The sequence below is a fragment of the Parasphingomonas puruogangriensis genome, assembly GCF_036663635.1.
GTDB lineage: Bacteria > Pseudomonadota > Alphaproteobacteria > Sphingomonadales > Sphingomonadaceae > Sphingomonas.
Genome location: NZ_JAXOJI010000001.1, coordinates 352,242 through 369,225, shown reverse-complemented (window position 1 = coordinate 369,225; position 16,984 = coordinate 352,242). Strand labels below are relative to the sequence as shown.

19 protein-coding genes are annotated in these 16,984 nt (G+C 64.5%); 12 read left to right on the top strand and 7 right to left on the bottom strand.

Translation table 11 applies throughout. The annotated features are described in order from the left end of the window. Window position 1 precedes the first annotated feature (1 nt). On the bottom strand, window positions 2-928 hold the full coding sequence (locus tag U1739_RS01870; RefSeq protein WP_332703414.1) for a histone deacetylase family protein: 927 nt from the start codon (window positions 926-928) through the stop codon (window positions 2-4). 57 nt (window positions 929-985) lie between these two features. On the opposite strand from U1739_RS01870, the gene U1739_RS01865 reads away from it, so the two are divergent. From U1739_RS01865 to U1739_RS01830, 8 genes are all read left to right on the top strand, one after another. Next, a complete protein-coding gene (locus U1739_RS01865) occupies window positions 986-1,960 on the top strand; it encodes an alpha/beta hydrolase (RefSeq protein ID WP_332703412.1) in 975 nt (324 codons plus the stop codon). Between the two features lie 228 nt (window positions 1,961-2,188). Beyond that, a complete protein-coding gene (locus tag U1739_RS01860) occupies window positions 2,189-2,665 on the top strand; it encodes an RNA pyrophosphohydrolase (RefSeq protein WP_332703410.1) in 477 nt (158 codons plus the stop codon). Window positions 2,666-2,733: 68 nt separating this feature from the next. Further along, window positions 2,734-3,612: a DUF481 domain-containing protein gene (locus U1739_RS01855; protein WP_332703408.1), complete on the top strand. Its 879-nt coding sequence runs from the start codon at window positions 2,734-2,736 to the stop codon at window positions 3,610-3,612. Window positions 3,613-3,763: 151 nt separating this feature from the next. Next, window positions 3,764-4,969: a hydrolase gene (locus U1739_RS01850; RefSeq protein WP_332703406.1), complete on the top strand. Its 1,206-nt coding sequence runs from the start codon at window positions 3,764-3,766 to the stop codon at window positions 4,967-4,969. Window positions 4,970-4,982: 13 nt separating this feature from the next. Beyond that, window positions 4,983-6,002: an arginine N-succinyltransferase gene (locus U1739_RS01845; RefSeq protein ID WP_332703404.1), complete on the top strand. Its 1,020-nt coding sequence runs from the start codon at window positions 4,983-4,985 to the stop codon at window positions 6,000-6,002. 88 nt (window positions 6,003-6,090) lie between these two features. Continuing rightward, complete coding sequence (locus U1739_RS01840) at window positions 6,091-7,344, top strand: N-succinylarginine dihydrolase (RefSeq protein WP_332703402.1); 1,254 nt, start codon at window positions 6,091-6,093, stop codon at window positions 7,342-7,344. A 64-nt stretch (window positions 7,345-7,408) separates the two neighbouring features. Next, the gene (locus U1739_RS01835; RefSeq protein ID WP_332703400.1) at window positions 7,409-7,627 is read left to right on the top strand and encodes a hypothetical protein; all 219 of its coding nucleotides are present in this window, start codon (window positions 7,409-7,411) and stop codon (window positions 7,625-7,627) included. Between the two features lie 85 nt (window positions 7,628-7,712). Next, on the top strand, window positions 7,713-8,681 hold the full coding sequence (locus tag U1739_RS01830; RefSeq protein WP_332703398.1) for a magnesium and cobalt transport protein CorA: 969 nt from the start codon (window positions 7,713-7,715) through the stop codon (window positions 8,679-8,681). Between the two features lie 42 nt (window positions 8,682-8,723). On the opposite strand, the gene U1739_RS01825 is transcribed toward U1739_RS01830, so the two are convergent. Beyond that, window positions 8,724-11,021 carry a hybrid sensor histidine kinase/response regulator gene (locus U1739_RS01825; RefSeq protein ID WP_332703396.1) on the bottom strand — a complete coding sequence of 766 codons (2,298 nt, stop codon included), beginning with the start codon at window positions 11,019-11,021 and terminating at the stop codon, window positions 8,724-8,726. Window positions 11,022-11,426: 405 nt separating this feature from the next. Here U1739_RS01825 and U1739_RS01820 point away from each other — a divergent pair, with 405 nt between their 5' ends. The 3 genes from U1739_RS01820 (at window position 11,427) to U1739_RS01810 (ending at window position 14,242) form a co-directional block, all read left to right on the top strand. After that, window positions 11,427-12,713, top strand: a complete 1,287-nt coding sequence (locus U1739_RS01820) for a tyrosine-type recombinase/integrase (RefSeq protein WP_332703394.1) — start codon at window positions 11,427-11,429, stop codon at window positions 12,711-12,713. 90 nt (window positions 12,714-12,803) lie between these two features. After that, complete coding sequence (locus tag U1739_RS01815; RefSeq protein ID WP_332703392.1) at window positions 12,804-13,877, top strand: hypothetical protein; 1,074 nt, start codon at window positions 12,804-12,806, stop codon at window positions 13,875-13,877. A gap of 26 nt (window positions 13,878-13,903) precedes the next feature. After that, window positions 13,904-14,242 (top strand): hypothetical protein, encoded by a 339-nt coding sequence (locus tag U1739_RS01810; RefSeq protein ID WP_332703390.1) that lies wholly within the window; start codon window positions 13,904-13,906, stop codon window positions 14,240-14,242. 172 nt (window positions 14,243-14,414) lie between these two features. Here the strand turns inward: U1739_RS01810 and U1739_RS01805 are convergent, their stop codons facing one another. The 4 genes from U1739_RS01805 to U1739_RS01790 all read right to left on the bottom strand — a co-directional run bounded on the left by U1739_RS01805 (window position 14,415) and on the right by U1739_RS01790 (window position 15,518). Further along, window positions 14,415-14,621 (bottom strand): DUF6961 family protein, encoded by a 207-nt coding sequence (locus U1739_RS01805; protein ID WP_332703388.1) that lies wholly within the window; start codon window positions 14,619-14,621, stop codon window positions 14,415-14,417. A 31-nt stretch (window positions 14,622-14,652) separates the two neighbouring features. After that, window positions 14,653-15,042 (bottom strand): hypothetical protein, encoded by a 390-nt coding sequence (locus U1739_RS01800; protein WP_332703386.1) that lies wholly within the window; start codon window positions 15,040-15,042, stop codon window positions 14,653-14,655. Between the two features lie 90 nt (window positions 15,043-15,132). Beyond that, complete coding sequence (locus U1739_RS01795; RefSeq protein WP_332703384.1) at window positions 15,133-15,330, bottom strand: hypothetical protein; 198 nt, start codon at window positions 15,328-15,330, stop codon at window positions 15,133-15,135. Continuing rightward, a complete protein-coding gene (locus tag U1739_RS01790; RefSeq protein ID WP_332703382.1) occupies window positions 15,327-15,518 on the bottom strand; it encodes a hypothetical protein in 192 nt (63 codons plus the stop codon). The genes U1739_RS01795 and U1739_RS01790 overlap by 4 nt, the downstream gene beginning before the upstream one ends. Before the next feature lie 159 nt (window positions 15,519-15,677). On the opposite strand from U1739_RS01790, the gene U1739_RS01785 reads away from it, so the two are divergent. Continuing rightward, window positions 15,678-15,860 carry a hypothetical protein gene (locus tag U1739_RS01785; protein WP_332703381.1) on the top strand — a complete coding sequence of 61 codons (183 nt, stop codon included), beginning with the start codon at window positions 15,678-15,680 and terminating at the stop codon, window positions 15,858-15,860. A gap of 707 nt (window positions 15,861-16,567) precedes the next feature. On the opposite strand, the gene U1739_RS01780 is transcribed toward U1739_RS01785, so the two are convergent. Further along, window positions 16,568-16,963, bottom strand: coding sequence for a thermonuclease family protein (locus U1739_RS01780; protein WP_332704837.1), 396 nt, complete (start codon window positions 16,961-16,963; stop codon window positions 16,568-16,570). Window positions 16,964-16,984: the final 21 nt, after the last annotated feature.

Genomic DNA, 16,984 nt, shown 5'->3' with positions numbered 1-16,984 from the left:
CCTAACGAACGACAGCGGCGTTGTTCCCCGTGCGGCCCATCTCGAACGCCGTCCCGAGCGTCAGCATGCTGCGCACATGGCGTTGCGCGACGTCCAGCGCGTCCGTGCCATAGCCGCCGCCGACCGTGCTCGCCAGCGGCACGCCGCGATCGATCGCGAGCGAGGCGATCAGCCGCTCACGCCGGTCGAGGCCCTCCTCAGTCAACCCGAGCCGACCGAGCCGGTCGTCGACGAACGGATCGACCCCGGCCTGGTAGAGGATCAGATCGGGCCGCACCGCCTCGAGCAACGGCGTCAACGTTGCCTCCAGGGTGGCGAGATAGGTCGCGTCGCCAGTACCGTCGGCCAGCGGCACATCCAACGTCGAGCGCGCTTTGCGCACCGGAAAATTCTTCTCGGCATGGATCGAATAGGTCGCGATCATCGCATGGCCCGCGGTCAGCGCGGCGGTGCCATCGCCCTGGTGCACATCGCAATCGACGATCAGCGTGCGAATGCCCTCCGCGGCCAGCTGGACGGCGGCGATGGCGAGATCGTTAAACACGCAGAAACCGGCGCCGGTCGCGGCCAGCGCATGGTGACTGCCGCCGGCGCTATTGGCGGCGAAGCCATGCCGCAGTGCCAGCAGGGCGGCGAGATAGGTGCCACCAGGTACGACGCGGGAGCGCAAAGCGACCTGCGGCGTGACCGGAAAGCCGATGCGCCGCTCCTTCTCGCGCGGCACCAGCGCGGCAAGCACTTCGGCCACATAATCCGGATCGTGCACCGCCTCCAGCCAGGCGATCGGGGTGAGATCGGGCAAATGCCAGTCGATCCGCGCGCCTTGCTCCAGCAACAGATCCCGGATCAGGCCGTTCTTGTTCCACTGATAGGTGCTGCGCGCGGGCGCCGGGGCAACGTAATCCGGGTGGTGGACGATCGCAATCATGCTGCTACCCTAGGCACTGACAGACCGTCGCGCCATCGACGACGGCAGGAGAGCCCTATGACCGAACCGTTCGTCCGCCCCGACACCAAGGCCTTTCTCGGCTTCGTCAACGCCATGCCGGGGCCGAAGATGCACGAACTGGATGCGGCCGGCGCGCGCGCGCAATATCTTGCCATGAAGGATATCGCCGACCCGCCGATCGGCGATCTCGGCACGCGGCTGGACCTCACCATCCCGGGGCCGGCCGGCGACATCCCGGCGACGCTGTTCGACACGCGGGCCAATCGCCAGCCCGGGCCGGCGGTGGCCTTCTTTCACGGTGGCGGGTTCGTGATCGGGGATATCGCCACGCATGCCAGCTTCTGCGCGGCGATGACTCGCGCGCTCGACCTGCCGGTGATCTCGATCGATTACCGCCTGGCGCCGGAAGCGCCGTGGCCGGCGGGGCCGGACGATTGCGAGACAGCGGCGCGCTGGATCGCGAGCGGCCCGCCGGAGCTCGGCCGCGCGGTGACCAGCCTGATCGTGTGCGGCGACAGTGCGGGCGGTAATCTGGCGATCGTTACCGCCATCGCGCTACGCGATGCGCCGGCCAAGGTGCCGGTGATCGCCCAACTCGCTTTCTATCCTGCCACCGACGCGACCCGCGACTATCCCTCGTACGGCGAATTCGCAGAAGGCTATTTGCTGACCCGCGCAAGCATGGAATGGTTCAACGCCGCCTATGCGGCAGAGGCGGCGCATATCCGCAGTTCGCCGCTGACCGGCGATCTCGCGGGCCTGCCCCCCGCGGTCGTGGTGACCGCGAGCCTCGATCCGATCCGCGACCAGGGCCGGGCTTATGCGGCGGCGCTGGCGCAGGCCGGCGTGCCCGTGGTGTTCCGTGAGGCCAAGGGCAATATCCACGGCTTCATCACGCTGCGGCAGGCCATTCCATCATCGACCGGCGACGTCGCGGGCGCGTTTGCCGCGCTGAAAGCGCTGGTGATGGAAGCCGAAGGCGAGCGGGTAATGGCGCAGGCCGCGGCTTGAGCCGCCCATCGCCAGCCGTTCCCCTGCAAAAGCAAGGTCCAGAGTCGCGGGCGCTGCGCTCGGTACACCCGGGCTCCTGCTTTCGCAGGAGTATTGTGGCCGACAGGGGCCTGGGCCAAGTATCGGCTGTTCCGACGTTCACGGTGCCGATAGATTAGCGGCGGCGGCTCTTGCGGGCCGGTGGACCCCGGAAAGGTCCGGGGTGACGACTATTATTTGGGTTAGCAGATGAACCATTCCACCCTCCCCTATCGCCCGTGCGCCGGCATCATGTTGCTCAACGCCGACGGCCAAGTGTTCGTCGGGCAGCGGATCGATTCGACGCTCGAGGCGTGGCAGATGCCGCAGGGTGGAATCGATGATGGCGAGGATGCCGAGACCGCGGCAATCCGAGAGCTTGGCGAGGAAACCGGCATCGCACCCGACAAGGTAGAACTGATCGCCGTTGCGCCGCAGGAACTGTATTATGATCTGCCCGACGAACTCGTCGGCAAGGTGTGGAAAGGCAAATATCGCGGCCAGGCGCAGCGCTGGTTCCTGTATCGTTTCCTCGGCAACGATAGCGACATCGACATCGCCACGGCGCATGAGGAATTCCGCGCCTGGCGGTGGATTGCGCCGGCCGATCTTCCGCGGCTGATCGTGCCGTTCAAGCGCGCCTTATACGAGCAGGTGCTCGCCGCCTTCGCGCCTCACCTCAACTAGCGGCGAGCCGAGCCGCCGGCGCGACAAGGGCGGTTCCCCATGGCGCGCGTGCGCGCTATCGCATTGGCATGCGTGCTTTGTTGCTTCTCACCCCGTTATTGCTGGCCAATGCCGACATTCCGCAGCCGTTACGCGCGATGCTCGACGCGGCGATCGCCGGCGGCAATCCGAGCGAAGTGGCGATCATCGAAAAATATGCCCGGAACGCGGCGCCGGACAGCGCCGACGCGATCAGCCATCTTGCGCAAAGCTGGCGTAACGATCGCGAGACCGCGCGGCTGACCGCGTTGCGCGATGCCAAGCCGTTCCAATTGTGGAAGGGCAATGCCGAGATCGGCGGCTATCTGACCACCGGCAATACCGAGAATATCGGCGTCAGCGGCGCGCTCAACCTGTCGCGCGAGACGCTGCGCTGGCGTCACAAATTGCGCCTGCTGGCGGATTATCAGGAAAGTCTCGGGCTGGTCAGCCGGGAACACTATCTCGCCGCCTATGAGCCCAACGTGAAGCTCTCGCCGCGCGGCTATGTCTACGGCGCGGCCCAATATGAGAGCGATCGGTTCCTCGGCTATGACGATCGCTATTCGACCTCGGTTGGCGCGGGCTATAATGCGATCAAGCGCGAGGGCATGACGCTCGATGTCGAGCTTGGCCCGGCCTTCCGCCACACTGAATTCACCGATGCGACGATCGAAAGCAGCTTCGCGGCGCGCGGCTCGCTCGATTTCGATCTCAAACTGTCGAACGCGGTGTCGTTCAGCCAGGACGCCTCGGCCTATGTGCAGAGCGCCAACAGCACCGTCTCCAGCACGACCGCGCTCAACGCCAAGCTGATCGGGCCGCTGGCCGCGAAACTATCGTACAGCGTACAATATGAAAGCATGCCGCCGATCGGTCGCGTGAGCACGGACACGACCAGCCGTGCCGCGTTGGTGTATAGTTTTTAGCTACGTCATCCCCGCGAACGCGGGGATCGCGCTACCTTCGTGCCTCCAGCGCCTGCCAACGATAAAGAAAGAGGGGGGTCCCCGCTTCCGCGGGGATGACGGGGGGCAGCTGGGGGTGGAGCGAACCCGCCTGACCGGCTAGACCCCTGCCATGACTGCCCTGTCCCCCATCGAACGCGACCTCCTCGACACCGCCCGCAGCGAGCCGATGCTCGCGCAGGTCGAGGCATGGTCGGCGATCAATTCCGGCACGCGCAACCTCGCCGGGCTGGCGCGCGTCGCCGGCCAGCTGGCGGACGCCTTTTCCGTCCTGCCCGGTGACCTCCAACTGGTTGCCCCGGCCGCGGCGGAGAGCGTCGCTGCGGACGGCACCGTTTCCGCGATCGAGCATGGCCGGCACCTGCATCTCGCCGTCCGCCCGCAGGCGCCCGTGCAAATGCTGTTCACCGGGCATATGGACACGGTCTATCCGGCCGATCACCCATTCCAGGCGCTGACCTGGATGCCCGACGGTACGTTGAACGGGCCCGGCGTCGCCGACATGAAAAGCGGGCTCGCCATCATGCTCGCCGCGTTGACGGCGATCGAGGCGTCGCCGCTGGCGGAACGCATCGGCTATGAAGTGGTGATCAATTCGGACGAGGAAACCGGCTCCTTTTCTTCCGCCGCACTGATCGCCGAGGCTGCGCGCGGCAAATGCGCGGCGCTGACCTACGAACCGGCCTTGCCCGACGGCACGCTGGCCGGCGCGCGTGGGGGCACGGGCAATTTCTCGATCGTCGTGCATGGCAAGAGTGCCCATGCCGGGCGCAATCCGGAGGACGGGCGCAACGCGATCGTCGCCGCGGCCGATATCGCGCTCCGGCTCAACAAGGTTCGCGGCCCGCGCCTCGCGGTCAATCCCGCGCGGATCGAGGGCGGTGGGCCGAACAATGTGGTGCCCGATCTGGCCGTGCTGCGGGTCAATTTTCGCCCCGCGACGCTGGACGATATCGCGCGCGCACAGGCCCATATCGACAGCGCGATCGCCATGGTCGCCGCCGAACATGACGTGCGCGTCGAACTGCATGGCAGCTTCAATCGCCCACCCAAACCGATCGACGTCGGCGCGGCCAAGCTGTTCGAGCTGGTGCGCCAGGCCGGCGGCGATCTCGGGCTGGCCATTGCCTGGGCGCATACTGGCGGGGTGTGCGACGGTAACAACATTGCTGCCTGCGGCGTGCCGGTGATCGACACGATGGGCGCGCGCGGCGGCGCGATCCATTCGCCCGCCGAATTCCTTATTCCCGACAGCCTGCCGGAACGCGCCGCGCTGTCGGCGCTGACCATCGCACGTCTCGTAACCAAGGGCCTTTGATTGTGAATTTGGCATGACCTTCCGTATCCGCGCCGCGCATGATGGCGACCTTCAAGCGCTGTACGAAATGGCCAAGCTAACCGGCGGCGGTTTCACCAATCTGCCCGCCGATCGCAAATCGCTGCAGGCCAAGCTCGAGCGCAGCCACCAGGCGTTCGCGCGCGTCGATGACGGCACGCTGACCGACGAGACGTTCGTGCTGGTGCTGGAGCATGTTGAGACCGGCGATGTGCGCGGCACGTGCCAATTGTTCACCCATGTCGGTCAGCGCTTTCCCTTCTACAGCTATCGGCTCGGCAATCTCGCGCAGCACAGCAAGGAATTGAACCGCACGTTCCGCGCCGACATGCTCGCGCTGAGCACCGATCTCGAAGGCTGTAGCGAGGTTGGCGGGCTGTTCCTGCATCCCGGCGAGCGCGCGGGTGGCCTGGGCATGCTGCTCGCGCGCAGCCGCTATCTGTTCATCGCGCAGCATCGCGCGCGCTTCGCCGATCGCATTCTGGCCGAACTGCGCGGCGTGATCGACGAAGCCGGCGGATCGCCCTTCTGGGATGGCTTGGCCGGGCGCTTCTTCGGCATGAACTTCCAGGATGCCGACCATTTCAATGCCATTCACGGCCACCAATTTATCGCCGACCTGTTCCCCAAACACCCGATCTACACCGCGATGCTGAGCGACAGCGCCCGCGCCGCGATCGGCCTGCCCCATCCGAGCGGCCGCGCCGCCATGCGCATGCTGGAGAATGAGGGGTTCGCGTTCGAGAATTACGTCGACATATTCGATGGCGGGCCGACCATGACCGCCAGGACCGACCGGGTGCGCGCAATTTGCGAAGCCAAGCGCGACCCGGTGGTCGCCGTGGATGGCGACGGCGACGTGCAGGCGCTGGTCGCGACGGGGAACCTGGCAGAATTTCGCTGCGCTTATGGCTGCGTGACCGCCACGGCGGGTGGGATTTCGATCGATGCGGCGTGTGCCGGGGCAATCGATGTTCAGCCTGGCGACGCAGTCATCCACGTAGGACGACTTTAGCCCCTGCCCATCTTTTAACGTCACCCGGCCTTGGTCCGGGGTGGCGCTAGGGGTGGAAGCCGGATTGCCAATACAGGGGGACGACCAGATGCTCACCGAAATCAACTTCGACGGCCTGATCGGTCCGAGCCATAATTATGCCGGCCTCAGCCCCGGCAATCTCGCCGCGACCGGTAATGCCGGGCGCAACTCGCATCCGCGCGCGGCGGCGCTGGAGGGGATCGCCAAGATGCGCGCCAACCTCGCGCTTGGGCTCACCCAGGGCATCCTGCTGCCGCATGTCCGCCCCGATCTTCACTGGCTCGACAGCCTCGCCACCGGCTACGCCGCCGCGGCGCCGCATCTGCAGGCGCAGGCGATGTCCGCCTCGGCGATGTGGGCGGCCAATGCGGCAACCGTCTCTCCCGCCCCCGACACCAACGACGGGCGCTGCCACCTGACCGTGGCCAATCTGGTGACCATGCCGCACCGCAGCCACGAATGGCCCGGCACGCTGGCGCAATTGCGCCTCGCTTTTGCCGATCCGGCCTTTGCCGTGCACGGCCCCGTCCCCGCCCCGTTCGGCGACGAGGGCGCGGCCAATCATATGCGGCTGTGCGCCGCGCATGACGCGCATGGGGTGGAAGTGTTCGTCTACGGCGTGTCCGGCGGCCCGTTCCCGGCGCGTCAGCACCGCGAGGCCAGCGCCGCGGTGGCGCGACGCCATCATCTCGATACGGCGCGGACCCTGTTCGTCGCGCAGTCGGAAGCGGCGATCGCAGCGGGAGCGTTCCACAATGATGTCGTCGCCGTGGCCAACGAACGCGTGCTGTTCGCGCACGAACAGGCCTTTGCCGACCCCGCCACCTTCTACGCCGAGCTGCGCGCCGCGCTGCCCGAAGCCGAGATCATCACCGTCCCCGCGGCGCGCGTCAGCCTGGCCGATGCGATATCCTCCTATCTGTTCAACGCGCAGCTCGTGACGCTGTCCAGTGGGGGGATGGCGCTGATCCTGCCCGGCGAAGCGCGCGAGAATGACGCGGTATGGTCGTGGCTGCAGGAATTGGTCGCCGGCAACGGCCCGATCCGGCATCTGGAAGTGGTCGATGTGCGCCAATCGATGGCCAATGGCGGCGGCCCGGCCTGCCTGCGGTTGCGCGTGGTCGCCGATCCCGCGACGATCGACCCGCGCTTCCTGGTCGACGAGGCAACGCTCGATCGCATTGCGGCGGTGGTGGAGGCGCACTGGCCGGAGACGATCGCAATCACCGACCTTGCCGATCCCGCCTTGATCGACACGATCGGCCGCGCGCGCGACGCGCTGCTGGAAGAACTGGCGATCGTCGAGTTAATTTACACTTAACCATAGGTCATGAGACCGAATCGCGCGTTTCTGCGGTTGGCCCGGCGCTTGCTTATTCCCTGGCATGTGGGGAAGATTTGCTAGGTTGTTCGTCATCAAGACGAAGTTCGAGGCGTTCCTGGTCATCTATGGCCTGGGCCTGGGATCGGTTGAGCGCGGCGTCCATTATGTGCAGCAATATCCCGGCTTCGGCGGCTGGCTGCTGTTCGCCGCTTGCCCGGTCGCGGTATTCATGGCCGGCGCGCGCATCCTCGACTCGCTCGATCGGCAGCATCACGACTGAGCGCGGGGCTGAGCATGGGGCGCGGCATGTTTACGCGGGCGCGCCGCGCGCCTAGTCAGTCGGAAACCGCAGATGAGGTCCCGTCTTGAGCGTCGTTGCCGCCTATCATTACCGCGATGGCAAGCGGACCCGCGATATTTCGATCGACGAACCCACGCCGTGCGGTGACGATCCGTCCGAATTCGTCTGGATCGGGCTGCTCGAGCCCTCCGATGAAGAGCTGATGAAGCTGCAGGACCGGTTCGGGCTGCATCCGTTGGCGGTCGAGGATGCGCTCAAGGCGCACCAATTGCCCAAGGTGGACGTCTATGGCGACCAATTGTTCGTCATCGCGCGCACCGCGCACCGCGACGAGGACAAGATCGCCTATGGCGAGACCGCGATCTTCGTGGGGCGCAATCACATTATCAGCGTCCGCCACGGCTCGGCGCGCGCGCATACCGACCTGCGCGTGCACCTGGAAGCCTCGCCCGGCCTGCTCAGGCTCGGCGTGGATTACGTGCTGCACGCGATCATCGACTTTATCGTCGACGGCTATCAGCCGATCGTCGAGGCGATCGAAGAGGAAGTGCTGCAGACCGAGCAGCAGGCAATGAACGCGTCGCTCGAGCAGGACGAGACCGCGCGCTTGTTCGCGCAACGCCGTGAGGTGATCCGGTTCCAGCGCGTCATCGGCCCGATGGGCGAAGTCGCCAACAAGCTCGCCAATCTCGACATGCCGTGCATCGACAAGGAGGCGCGACCGTATTTCCGTGACGTGCTCGATCATGTCCGGCGGGTCGAGAATATGGTCGGCGGCTTGCGCGACGCGCTGACCTCGGTGTTCGAGGTCAGCGCGCTGCTGGAGCAACAACGCCAGGGCGCCATCACCCGGCAGCTGGCCGCCTGGGCCGCGATCCTCGCCGTGCCGACGGCGATCGCCGGGATTTACGGGATGAACTTCGATCACATGCCCGAACTGCGGCTGCGCTACGGCTATCCGGCGGTGATCGCGGTGATCTTCGTCTTGTGCACCAGCCTGTACGTGCGCTTCAGGCGGGCGCGCTGGCTATAGGGTAAAACGCGCCCCCGGCCGGGGCCGATGGCAGACGATAGGCTAGGCGACCGGATGCAGAGCGGCCAACCGCGCCGCCATTTCGGCATTGCGGAACGGCTTGGTCAGCCGCGGCAGATCGGGCGCGATGCCCTCGGCCTCGGCATAGCCCGACACGATCAGCACCGGCAGCGTGGGGCGCGACACGCGCAGCAGCCGTGCGAGCTGCTCGCCGCTCATCCCGGGCATCAGGTGATCGGTGACCAGCACGTCGGGCGCGGCCCCCGCCTCGATCAGCCGCAGCGCCTCTTCCGCCGACGCCGCCTCGATCACGTCATAGCCGAGATCGATCAGCATATCGGCGGTGCTCATCCGCACCAGCTCCTCGTCATCGACCAGCAACGCCGTGCCCCGCGCGATCCCCGCCGCGCGCATCACCGGCGTCTCGCCCGCGCTATCGAGCAGCTCAAAGCTGATCGGCAGCCATAATTCGACGATCGTGCCCATCCCCGGCTGGCTGACGATATCGAGCCCGCCGCCCAGTTGCGCGGCCAGCCCATGCGCCATGGACAAGCCCAGCCCGGTGCCCTTGCCGATCCCTTTGGTCGAGAAAAACGGTTCGATCGCGCGCAACCGGGTCACTTCGTCCATGCCACTGCCGGTGTCCGCCACGGACAGGCGGACATAATGGCCCGGCCGCAGCCCTGCGCGATGCTCGCCCTGCACGCTATCGCGCACCGCGGCGATGGTCAGCACCCCGCCCTCGGGCATCGCATCACGCGCGTTCACGCTGAGGTTGAGGATCGCCATTTCGAGCTGGTTGGGATCCGCCTTGACCGGCGGGATGTGCGCCACCGCAGTCCGGATCTCGATCTGCGGCCCCAGCGTGGTGGCAATCAGCCCGGTCATGCCGTCGATCAGCTCCTGGAGGTCAACCGGGGTCGGCTGCAGCGGCTGGCGCCGCGCAAACGCCAGCAGGCGCTGCACCAGGGTCTTGGCGCGCTCGGCCGATTGCAGCGCCCCGTCGATCAGCCGCCGTTCGCGCTCATTGCCCAGCCCGCGGCGCAGCAACATATCGAGCGAACCGATGATCGGGGTCAGCAGATTGTTGAAATCATGCGCCACGCCACCGGTCAGCTGACCCATCGATTCAAGCTTTTGCGACTGGCGCAGCGCTTCCTGTGCCTGGACCAGTTCCCGCTCGCGCGCCTTATAGTCGGTCAGATCGCGCCCGATGGCGATGAAATGGTCGCCGCCATCTTCGGGCGACACGGTCCAGTCGATCGGCGTCCACATCCCCGCCTTGGTGCGGATGCGATTCTCGAACCGTGTCGGCTCGCCGGTACGGCTCATCTCCTCGAGCGCCGCCACGGTGACCGCGGCGTCCTCGGGATGGATGATGTCGGCATAGCGATTGGTGAGCAATTCCTGCTCGCTCCAGCCAAGCAACCGAGTCCAGGCCGGATTGACCGCCGACAGGCCACCGCCATAATTGGCCCGCGCGAGCATGTCCTGCGACAACAGCCATAACCGGTCGCGCTCCGCCTCGGCCGCCTTTTCATGGGTGATGTCGCGGCCGCTGCAATAGATCATGCCGTCCTCGGGCACGCCGACCCACGAGATCCAGCGATAGCTGCCATCCTTGCAGCGATAGCGGTTGGGGAAGCGGACCACGGGGTGGCCCAATAACGTCAGATCGAACCCGGCCATCGTGCGCTCGACATCGTCGGGGTGGAGCAAGTCGAAGATCGCCGTGCTGGCGACTTCCGATTCGCTCCAGCCGAGCACGCTTTCCCAGGCCGGGTTGGAGGTTTCGAAAAAGCCCAGCGGATTGAGCGCACCGAGCAGATCCGGGCTGACCATCCAGGTGCGACTGCGCGCCTGCGTGCGTTCGGCGACCTGGCGTTCCAGATCGCTGTTGATCGCCCGTAGCCGTGCTTCGCTGGTGCGCAGCGCATCCTCCGCCCCGCGTCGCTCGTGAATGTCGATCACCGAGCCGACATAACCAAGGAAGCGACCATCGCGGTGGACCCGCGGCACCGCCAGGTCCATCACCCAGCGGTAGACGCCATCGGCGCGACGCAGCCGGAAATCGACGCGATATTCGGCGGCGTTGGCATTGGCGCTGACGAATGCCTGTTCGGCGGCAACGCGGTCGTCCGGATGGACTTCGTCGAGCCAGCCCAATCCCTCACCGGCGCCGTCGGCCTGTCCGGTAAAGTCATACCACGGGCGATTGAGATAGACGCAATGCCCAGCGGCATTGGTCACCCACAACATTACCGGCGCGTCATCGGCCATGCTGCGGAAGCGCGCTTCGCTGTCGCGGATCGCGGCCGCGATATCGTGATGGTCGGTCATGCGCGTCGACCATTCCCGGTGGCCGCGTCCGCCCTGGCAGCGATCGATCTGTCCATGCGCCACCTTACTCCTGCCCGCGCCGCAATTCCACGCAGCCCACGCGTCGCGTGGCGCTCCGGTCGACCGTCGAGACTGCCAACGCATGTGCTTGAGAAATAGGCGCAAAAAAGCCGGACCATCGCTGATCCGGCTGATGCCCGCCGTGCGGCGGAGAAGAATGGTGCACCCAGAGCGATTCGAACGCCCGACCCTCAGATTCGTAGTTTTAGGGTCGGATCAGGCGCCGCCTAGCGAATCGCACTGAATTGGTTGGCTTCTTGCTTCGTTCCAATCCCGGTGTTTCCTTGATGTTCCCGCCAATTCCCGCTACCGTGCTTGCTAGGTGATTGCTGTGAGGCGGGCGCATTGGCGACGGGGAAGATCACGAAAGTGTCGGTAGAGGGCCTGATACCGGGCCCGCGCGACACGTTCTTTTGGGACGAAGCCCTTAGGGGATTCGGCCTGAAGCTGACCCCGGCCGGCAGCAGAAGCTACGTTTATCAGTATCGTGTCGGTGGTCGTGAAGCGAAGACCAAGCGCTGGACGATAGGTAGCCATGGCAGCCCCTGGACCGCGACCACTGCGCGGCTTGAGGCTGAGCGCCTCGCCAAGCTGGTCGGTCAGGGTGTTGATCCGGTGGAGGCGGACCGGAAGCGCAAGCGAGAAGCGGTGACGTTGGACTTCGCGTCATACCTCGACACTTTTCGGGACGGCTATTTGAAGACGGATTGGGGCGACAGCTGGCCCCAGGCCTACCGACAGCTAGAAATGCACGTCATGCCGCATATGAATGGGATCACGCTCCCCGCCATCGGCAAGGCCGAGATCAACACGGTGTTCGACAAACTAAAGGGGCGCCCTGCCCTCGCCCGCAACGTTTGGGCCGCGCTCAGCAAGATGCTGAACTGGGCAACGAAGCGCGGAGACATCGCCGCCAACGTTATGATCTCTATGGACGCGCCGGCCGGCGCCAAGTCGCGGACGCGGATCCTCGGCGAGGATGAGATATTAGCCCTGTGGCGCGCCACATTCCAGCTCGCCAATCCGTTCGGAGCGTTCATCCGGCTCCTGCTCATCACGCTGCAGCGTCGGAACGAGGTTGCCGCTGCCTGGTGGAAAGAGTGCTCGCACAATGAGGGATTATGGCGCCTGCCCGCGGCCCGGACGAAGAATGGCCTGCCCCATTTGGTGCCGCTGTCCGATCTGGCTACGAAGGAGTTGGACGGGCTCGGCTGGAAGCACCGCGGGTTGATGTTCACGACGACCGGCAAGACACCGATCTCGGGCTTTTCCAAGCTGAAGAAGCGCTTGGACGGCTTGATGCTCACCGAGCTCCAGAAGCTGGTTGATGAGCGATCCGAAGCCGCCGGCGATCGCTCCTACGAGGCAGAAATCGATCCTTGGCGGCTGCACGACCTGCGCCGGACCGGCACAACGAGGATGCAGCGCTTGGGTATCAGCATCGAGGTCACCGAGCGCGTCATCAACCACCATCAGGGCGGCGAAGCCGCGGGTATCCGGGGCATCTACAACCTCTACGAATACCAGAGCGAGAAGACCCGGGCGTTACAGGCCTGGGCGGACTGGCTCGATCATCTCGTTACCGGCGCAGAACCTGCGTCAAACGTCGTTCCGATCGCAACGCGATCGTGAACTGGGTGGGCGGCTAGGGTAGCTCCCGAACGGCTGGCTTCCACCCAGCCTGCCGCCCCTTTAATATTGTGGACGCCTATGGAGGGCGGCATGCACGACGAACGCGGCAAGGCGACGACGCCACACATTCCTGTGCCACTCACCGAGGAGGAGTGGCTGTCGAACCGGACGCTGGAGCTTATCAATCTGATCAGTTTGACGCCTTTGTCGCCTTGGGATCGCGCGACCCCTTGGCATCAAAGTATCACTCAAATTGCGCCGGAAACTACGCAATGGCACGATAAGGATGAATATGTCGCGCGTTCGTATCTTGCATACGAAGCAAAGCGCCTGCTGGCGGAAGCGATAAATAATGGTTCCGCGCCAATTTACGCCGACCTTCCGGGACGTGGTCATCAGAGACTAGACCCTCGACTTTTTTTCGGCTCGAACGCGTGGAACTCGACCACGATGCAGACAGGCCGATACATGCCACTGAACGAGTCCTACGGCGTCGACGGCCCAACAAGAGCGGCAATCCGAAACATCCCCTTGTGGATCAGAAACGAGGATTGGCCTGGCTTAAGGGACGCGATCCTCGCACGCCGCCGCGAACTTAGCGGCAGTTCTCTACCGTCCGAGTGGCAAGAGCTTATCAGCGGTCTAGGGTTCGAAGATACTGCCGAAAGCGCCGCCGATGAAACTTTGACGTTGCACGAAGCCGTTCTCTGGGTGGCATCGGCTAACGAAACGGCTGTCGCGGAGCAGAGGGTTACATACGACCGCTATGTCGCCAAGGGTCCGCACGCAGGGCCGCGCGCTTGGGTGAACGTGCTGAGCGCTATTTCACAGCGGTTCTGTGGATGTGGCGCCAAACCGATCGACTGCTACTGCACCGATGAGGCAATAAAGATTCTCAAAAGGGAATGCGCGAACGGTCGGGTGCCAGCTACCGGCATCCCCGCTGAAGGCTCGCGACGGGCACCGATCGGACCAATTTCGTTCACGAACGCCGAGTTGACGCCTACGGATCTCGGCTCCCTTATCGCCGACACACGGCATGGCGGCGGCATTCTCTACCAAAACCTTCGTTTCGACCGCCAGGCAGTGTGGCGATTGGCGGAGCCCTCTGCAGCCAAATCTGCAGCAACGGACGCTCTCGGCTTCTCCCCTCTTATTGTTTAGAATGTCGAATCACCTGGGAGCACACCTTGGCACACGATCTAGCAGCGTTCGAGGGCGACTGGTGGCTATTGATCGAGGAGCAGGACCACGATCGATCGCCGGACCAACGCTGGACGCTACGCGATAGGCACGCGTTCAATCTCGGCGTCGAAATGGGCACCTATTCGCTTGATGGCGACTGCCTCGTGATCGACCAGTCCGCCCAGGGCCTCACCATGCGGCTCAACCCACACCAGGAGTATCCCCTCGATTTCCTCATGGGGGGCATCGAGGGCGGCGTGGCCCCGACTTGGTGCACGTTCCTACGCGTGGGCTCGATGGTCGACGACGTGATCTATAGGGTGGCAGAGTCGTCGACCGAATAGGTTGCGATCGGATCACGTTCGGTGCCGTAAGCGAACACGGCGACGTCGCCTGGGACTATCTCGTTCTTGGCCCGCGCATCCCAATGGCGATGGATGAAGTCGGGCTTACCGAAGATCCGGACGGCACTGTGGTATTCGTCCCCGTGGAAGCTGATGAAGTGGAGCGCCGGTGTCATTGCTTCGGCCCGAGGGTGAGTTGATCATAGCGTTCGGCGATCACTTGCCACCGCGCGACGCCCAGCATGTCGCCGGCCAACGCTAGGGCAGCGATACGCTCAGCGATGAACGCGGGCGCGCGCGTGCCATGCTGCCGCTCTACCATCAGCGCCTCCGCCCAACGTTCGCGATCAGCATCCATGGCAGGCAGGTGGTTGCTCAAGCCGTTGCCGACAAGCGGGATAAGCCCGCCGCTATCTGTGCTGCCTCCATCGCCGCTCATGCCATGCGCGCGAAAGGACCTCATCGCCGAACCGCCAGAACCGTGTCTCACGCTGGTTGGGCCCTGCGCGAACCACGGTCCAGCATTCCCGCTCCGGCAGCTCGACAATCCGATGGATATGATCGGCCGTCACCCGATGCACGGTGCCAGGGTTGCGATGAATGAGCTTGCTGCGCCAGCTACCGTCTGATGCAGGGTGGAAAACCTCTTCGACATACCCGCCGGCGAGGATCTCGGTTTCGAAGCCCCAAGGATGATCGTGCGGATCAGCATCTGGCTCGCCGATGCGGAACCTGTGCAGCGCGCGACCGTCGTCGAGATGATATTTGGTGAACGCGCGCGACATGCGCTCGACGCGCACGATCGTGGTCCCCGCTGGTGCGTGATCGGCGGCAACGCGTGGTATCCTCTGGACCGTCACGGGATCACCTGGCGCGCTGCAACTCGTTGGTCATTGCTGGGGCTCGCCGGGTGCAAACTGTCGCTCGGCGGCCACCCCAGGCAGGGCTTGGCTTCCTCGCGGTGGAGAACGCGTCTCTTTTCGCATACCCTGGATGCCTAGCCACAGCACCCCGATCCCCAATACGACGATCAGCGCGAAGATCACCTTGGCGGCGAGGCTCGGACGCTTGTTGCCTCGATCGGTCATGAGGTGCGGTTTCGCGCTCGTGTCGCGCTTTCAGGATACTGCGGGGCTTCGATTTCGTGAAGTTTGGCGAGCAGGTCGGCGAACGCATCGTCGATCGGGACGGGGAAGTGCCTCGTAAATCCGCGCCCGAGCCGTTCCAGATCACGTTCGCTCAGTAATCCGATAGATACGATGCGGTCTTCGGACATGATGGGCTTTCTGCTTTTCCCTCGTTCTAACCGTCAGGAAACTGAATCGTGCCGTCGATCAAAGATTTGTTCAGGGCCAGTTTCCGCTCCCGGCAGCTTGTCGGGTTCGGCCGCAAGAGTAACGTGGGAGCAGCCGACTCATCGGCCAGGAGAATGTGCATGCTGAAATTGCTGCTCGCCGCCGCGACCCTTTCGATTGCAACGGCGCCCGCAATGGCCGCCCCGTGCAAGGATGCAAAGGGCCGTTTCACCAAATGCCCCGAAGCTAAGCCGAAGGCTACAAAATGCCGGCTCAATGGGAAATTCGCCAAGTGCAGCACTCCGGGTGCGAAGCCGGCGTGATGGTCCGGGGCGGCATGGCGCCGCCCCTATACCCCGTAGCGCTTGTTCCCGCCGCTGGTGATGCAGAAGCGTCCGCCGCGCGGGCCAATGCAGACTTGGCGCCCCGAACATGGGCATCCCATCCCCGAATACCCGCCGCCCCCCCGATTATATGACTTCCGCCGTGACCGGCTCGAACGCGATCGCCCAGAAGCGTAAGTCCGACGCTTTTCCGCTCGGCGGGCATGACTGCCGTAAGCTGCCGCACCCGTGGTCGCAGCTACGGCACTAGCTGAAGCCAGGCCATTGGCGCGAGATTGTGGAACCCGGTCACTCGTGAGGTTCGTTGAAACCCAGCAATCCTGGCTTCCGTCGGTTATCTTGGTCCATCCATTCCGATTTTCGACGGCGTTTATAGCTGTTCGTGCGCTCACGCGGGTGACGATCGAAGCCGTCTTGCGGCCGTCCGATCTGCAGTTTGCGGTCTTGCTGCCAATCCAAAGAGTAGGCGTTTCGGGCGAGGCGACCGCCACTGGTGTCGAGCCGTCGGTCGGAAGCACCGACTTCTTTTCACTGCACATACCAATCGCCGCCCACAGCCCTATTACGCCAACGAAATAGCCCGCTGTATTGCCAGCTCTTTGCGCCATTATAATATCCCCCCGCGCAATATGAGCAGGGACGAGCTGCGGAGTCCATCGATCTGAATTAGAGTGGCCGCTGTATGTTTAGTGGCAGTCGCCCATGCGATACCGCCGCCAATAGCTATCCCAGCGCACCGCAGCACCAGCGGCGATCACCGCGCAGGACAGGCTGCGACCATCGGCGAGCGTGCAGCGGGCGACGACGCGCTGATATGACTTCGCCACTGGCTGACACGTCATGGACCGGTTGAGCGTCAGCTTCTCCACGATGCGCTGGCTGCGCACCGCCCGGACATCGGAACAGACATAGGCTGGCTTGCCGCGGCGGCAGGGCTCGGCATTCTCGAAATCAGGCGCCTGCACGCCAGCGACGCGCACCTTGATGCCGTTCTTGCACCATAAAGGTCCGTCACCGTCGTGCACCCGGATGACTTGGCACGAGAAGGGCGAGCTCACCGCAACAGCAAGGGCAAGCAGCATCACCGGCCGAGGTGATCGTTG

Excerpts from the sequence above, each read along its gene's own strand:
- U1739_RS01825 (WP_332703396.1), bottom strand. The coding sequence starts at position 11,021 with ATGACCGACCATCACGATATCGCGGCCGCGATCCGCGACAGCGAAGCG.
- U1739_RS01865 (WP_332703412.1), top strand. The coding sequence starts at position 986 with ATGACCGAACCGTTCGTCCGCCCCGACACCAAGGCCTTTCTCGGCTTC.
- U1739_RS01785 (WP_332703381.1), top strand. The coding sequence starts at position 15,678 with ATGCTGAAATTGCTGCTCGCCGCCGCGACCCTTTCGATTGCAACGGCG.
- U1739_RS01845 (WP_332703404.1), top strand. The coding sequence starts at position 4,983 with ATGACCTTCCGTATCCGCGCCGCGCATGATGGCGACCTTCAAGCGCTG.
- U1739_RS01835 (WP_332703400.1), top strand. The coding sequence starts at position 7,409 with ATGTGGGGAAGATTTGCTAGGTTGTTCGTCATCAAGACGAAGTTCGAG.
- U1739_RS01855 (WP_332703408.1), top strand. The coding sequence starts at position 2,734 with ATGCGTGCTTTGTTGCTTCTCACCCCGTTATTGCTGGCCAATGCCGAC.
- U1739_RS01790 (WP_332703382.1), bottom strand. The coding sequence starts at position 15,518 with ATGTCCGAAGACCGCATCGTATCTATCGGATTACTGAGCGAACGTGAT.
- U1739_RS01850 (WP_332703406.1), top strand. The coding sequence starts at position 3,764 with ATGACTGCCCTGTCCCCCATCGAACGCGACCTCCTCGACACCGCCCGC.
- U1739_RS01840 (WP_332703402.1), top strand. The coding sequence starts at position 6,091 with ATGCTCACCGAAATCAACTTCGACGGCCTGATCGGTCCGAGCCATAAT.
- U1739_RS01815 (WP_332703392.1), top strand. The coding sequence starts at position 12,804 with ATGCACGACGAACGCGGCAAGGCGACGACGCCACACATTCCTGTGCCA.
- U1739_RS01870 (WP_332703414.1), bottom strand. The coding sequence starts at position 928 with ATGATTGCGATCGTCCACCACCCGGATTACGTTGCCCCGGCGCCCGCG.
- U1739_RS01780 (WP_332704837.1), bottom strand. The coding sequence starts at position 16,963 with ATGCTGCTTGCCCTTGCTGTTGCGGTGAGCTCGCCCTTCTCGTGCCAA.
- U1739_RS01795 (WP_332703384.1), bottom strand. The coding sequence starts at position 15,330 with ATGACCGATCGAGGCAACAAGCGTCCGAGCCTCGCCGCCAAGGTGATC.
- U1739_RS01860 (WP_332703410.1), top strand. The coding sequence starts at position 2,189 with ATGAACCATTCCACCCTCCCCTATCGCCCGTGCGCCGGCATCATGTTG.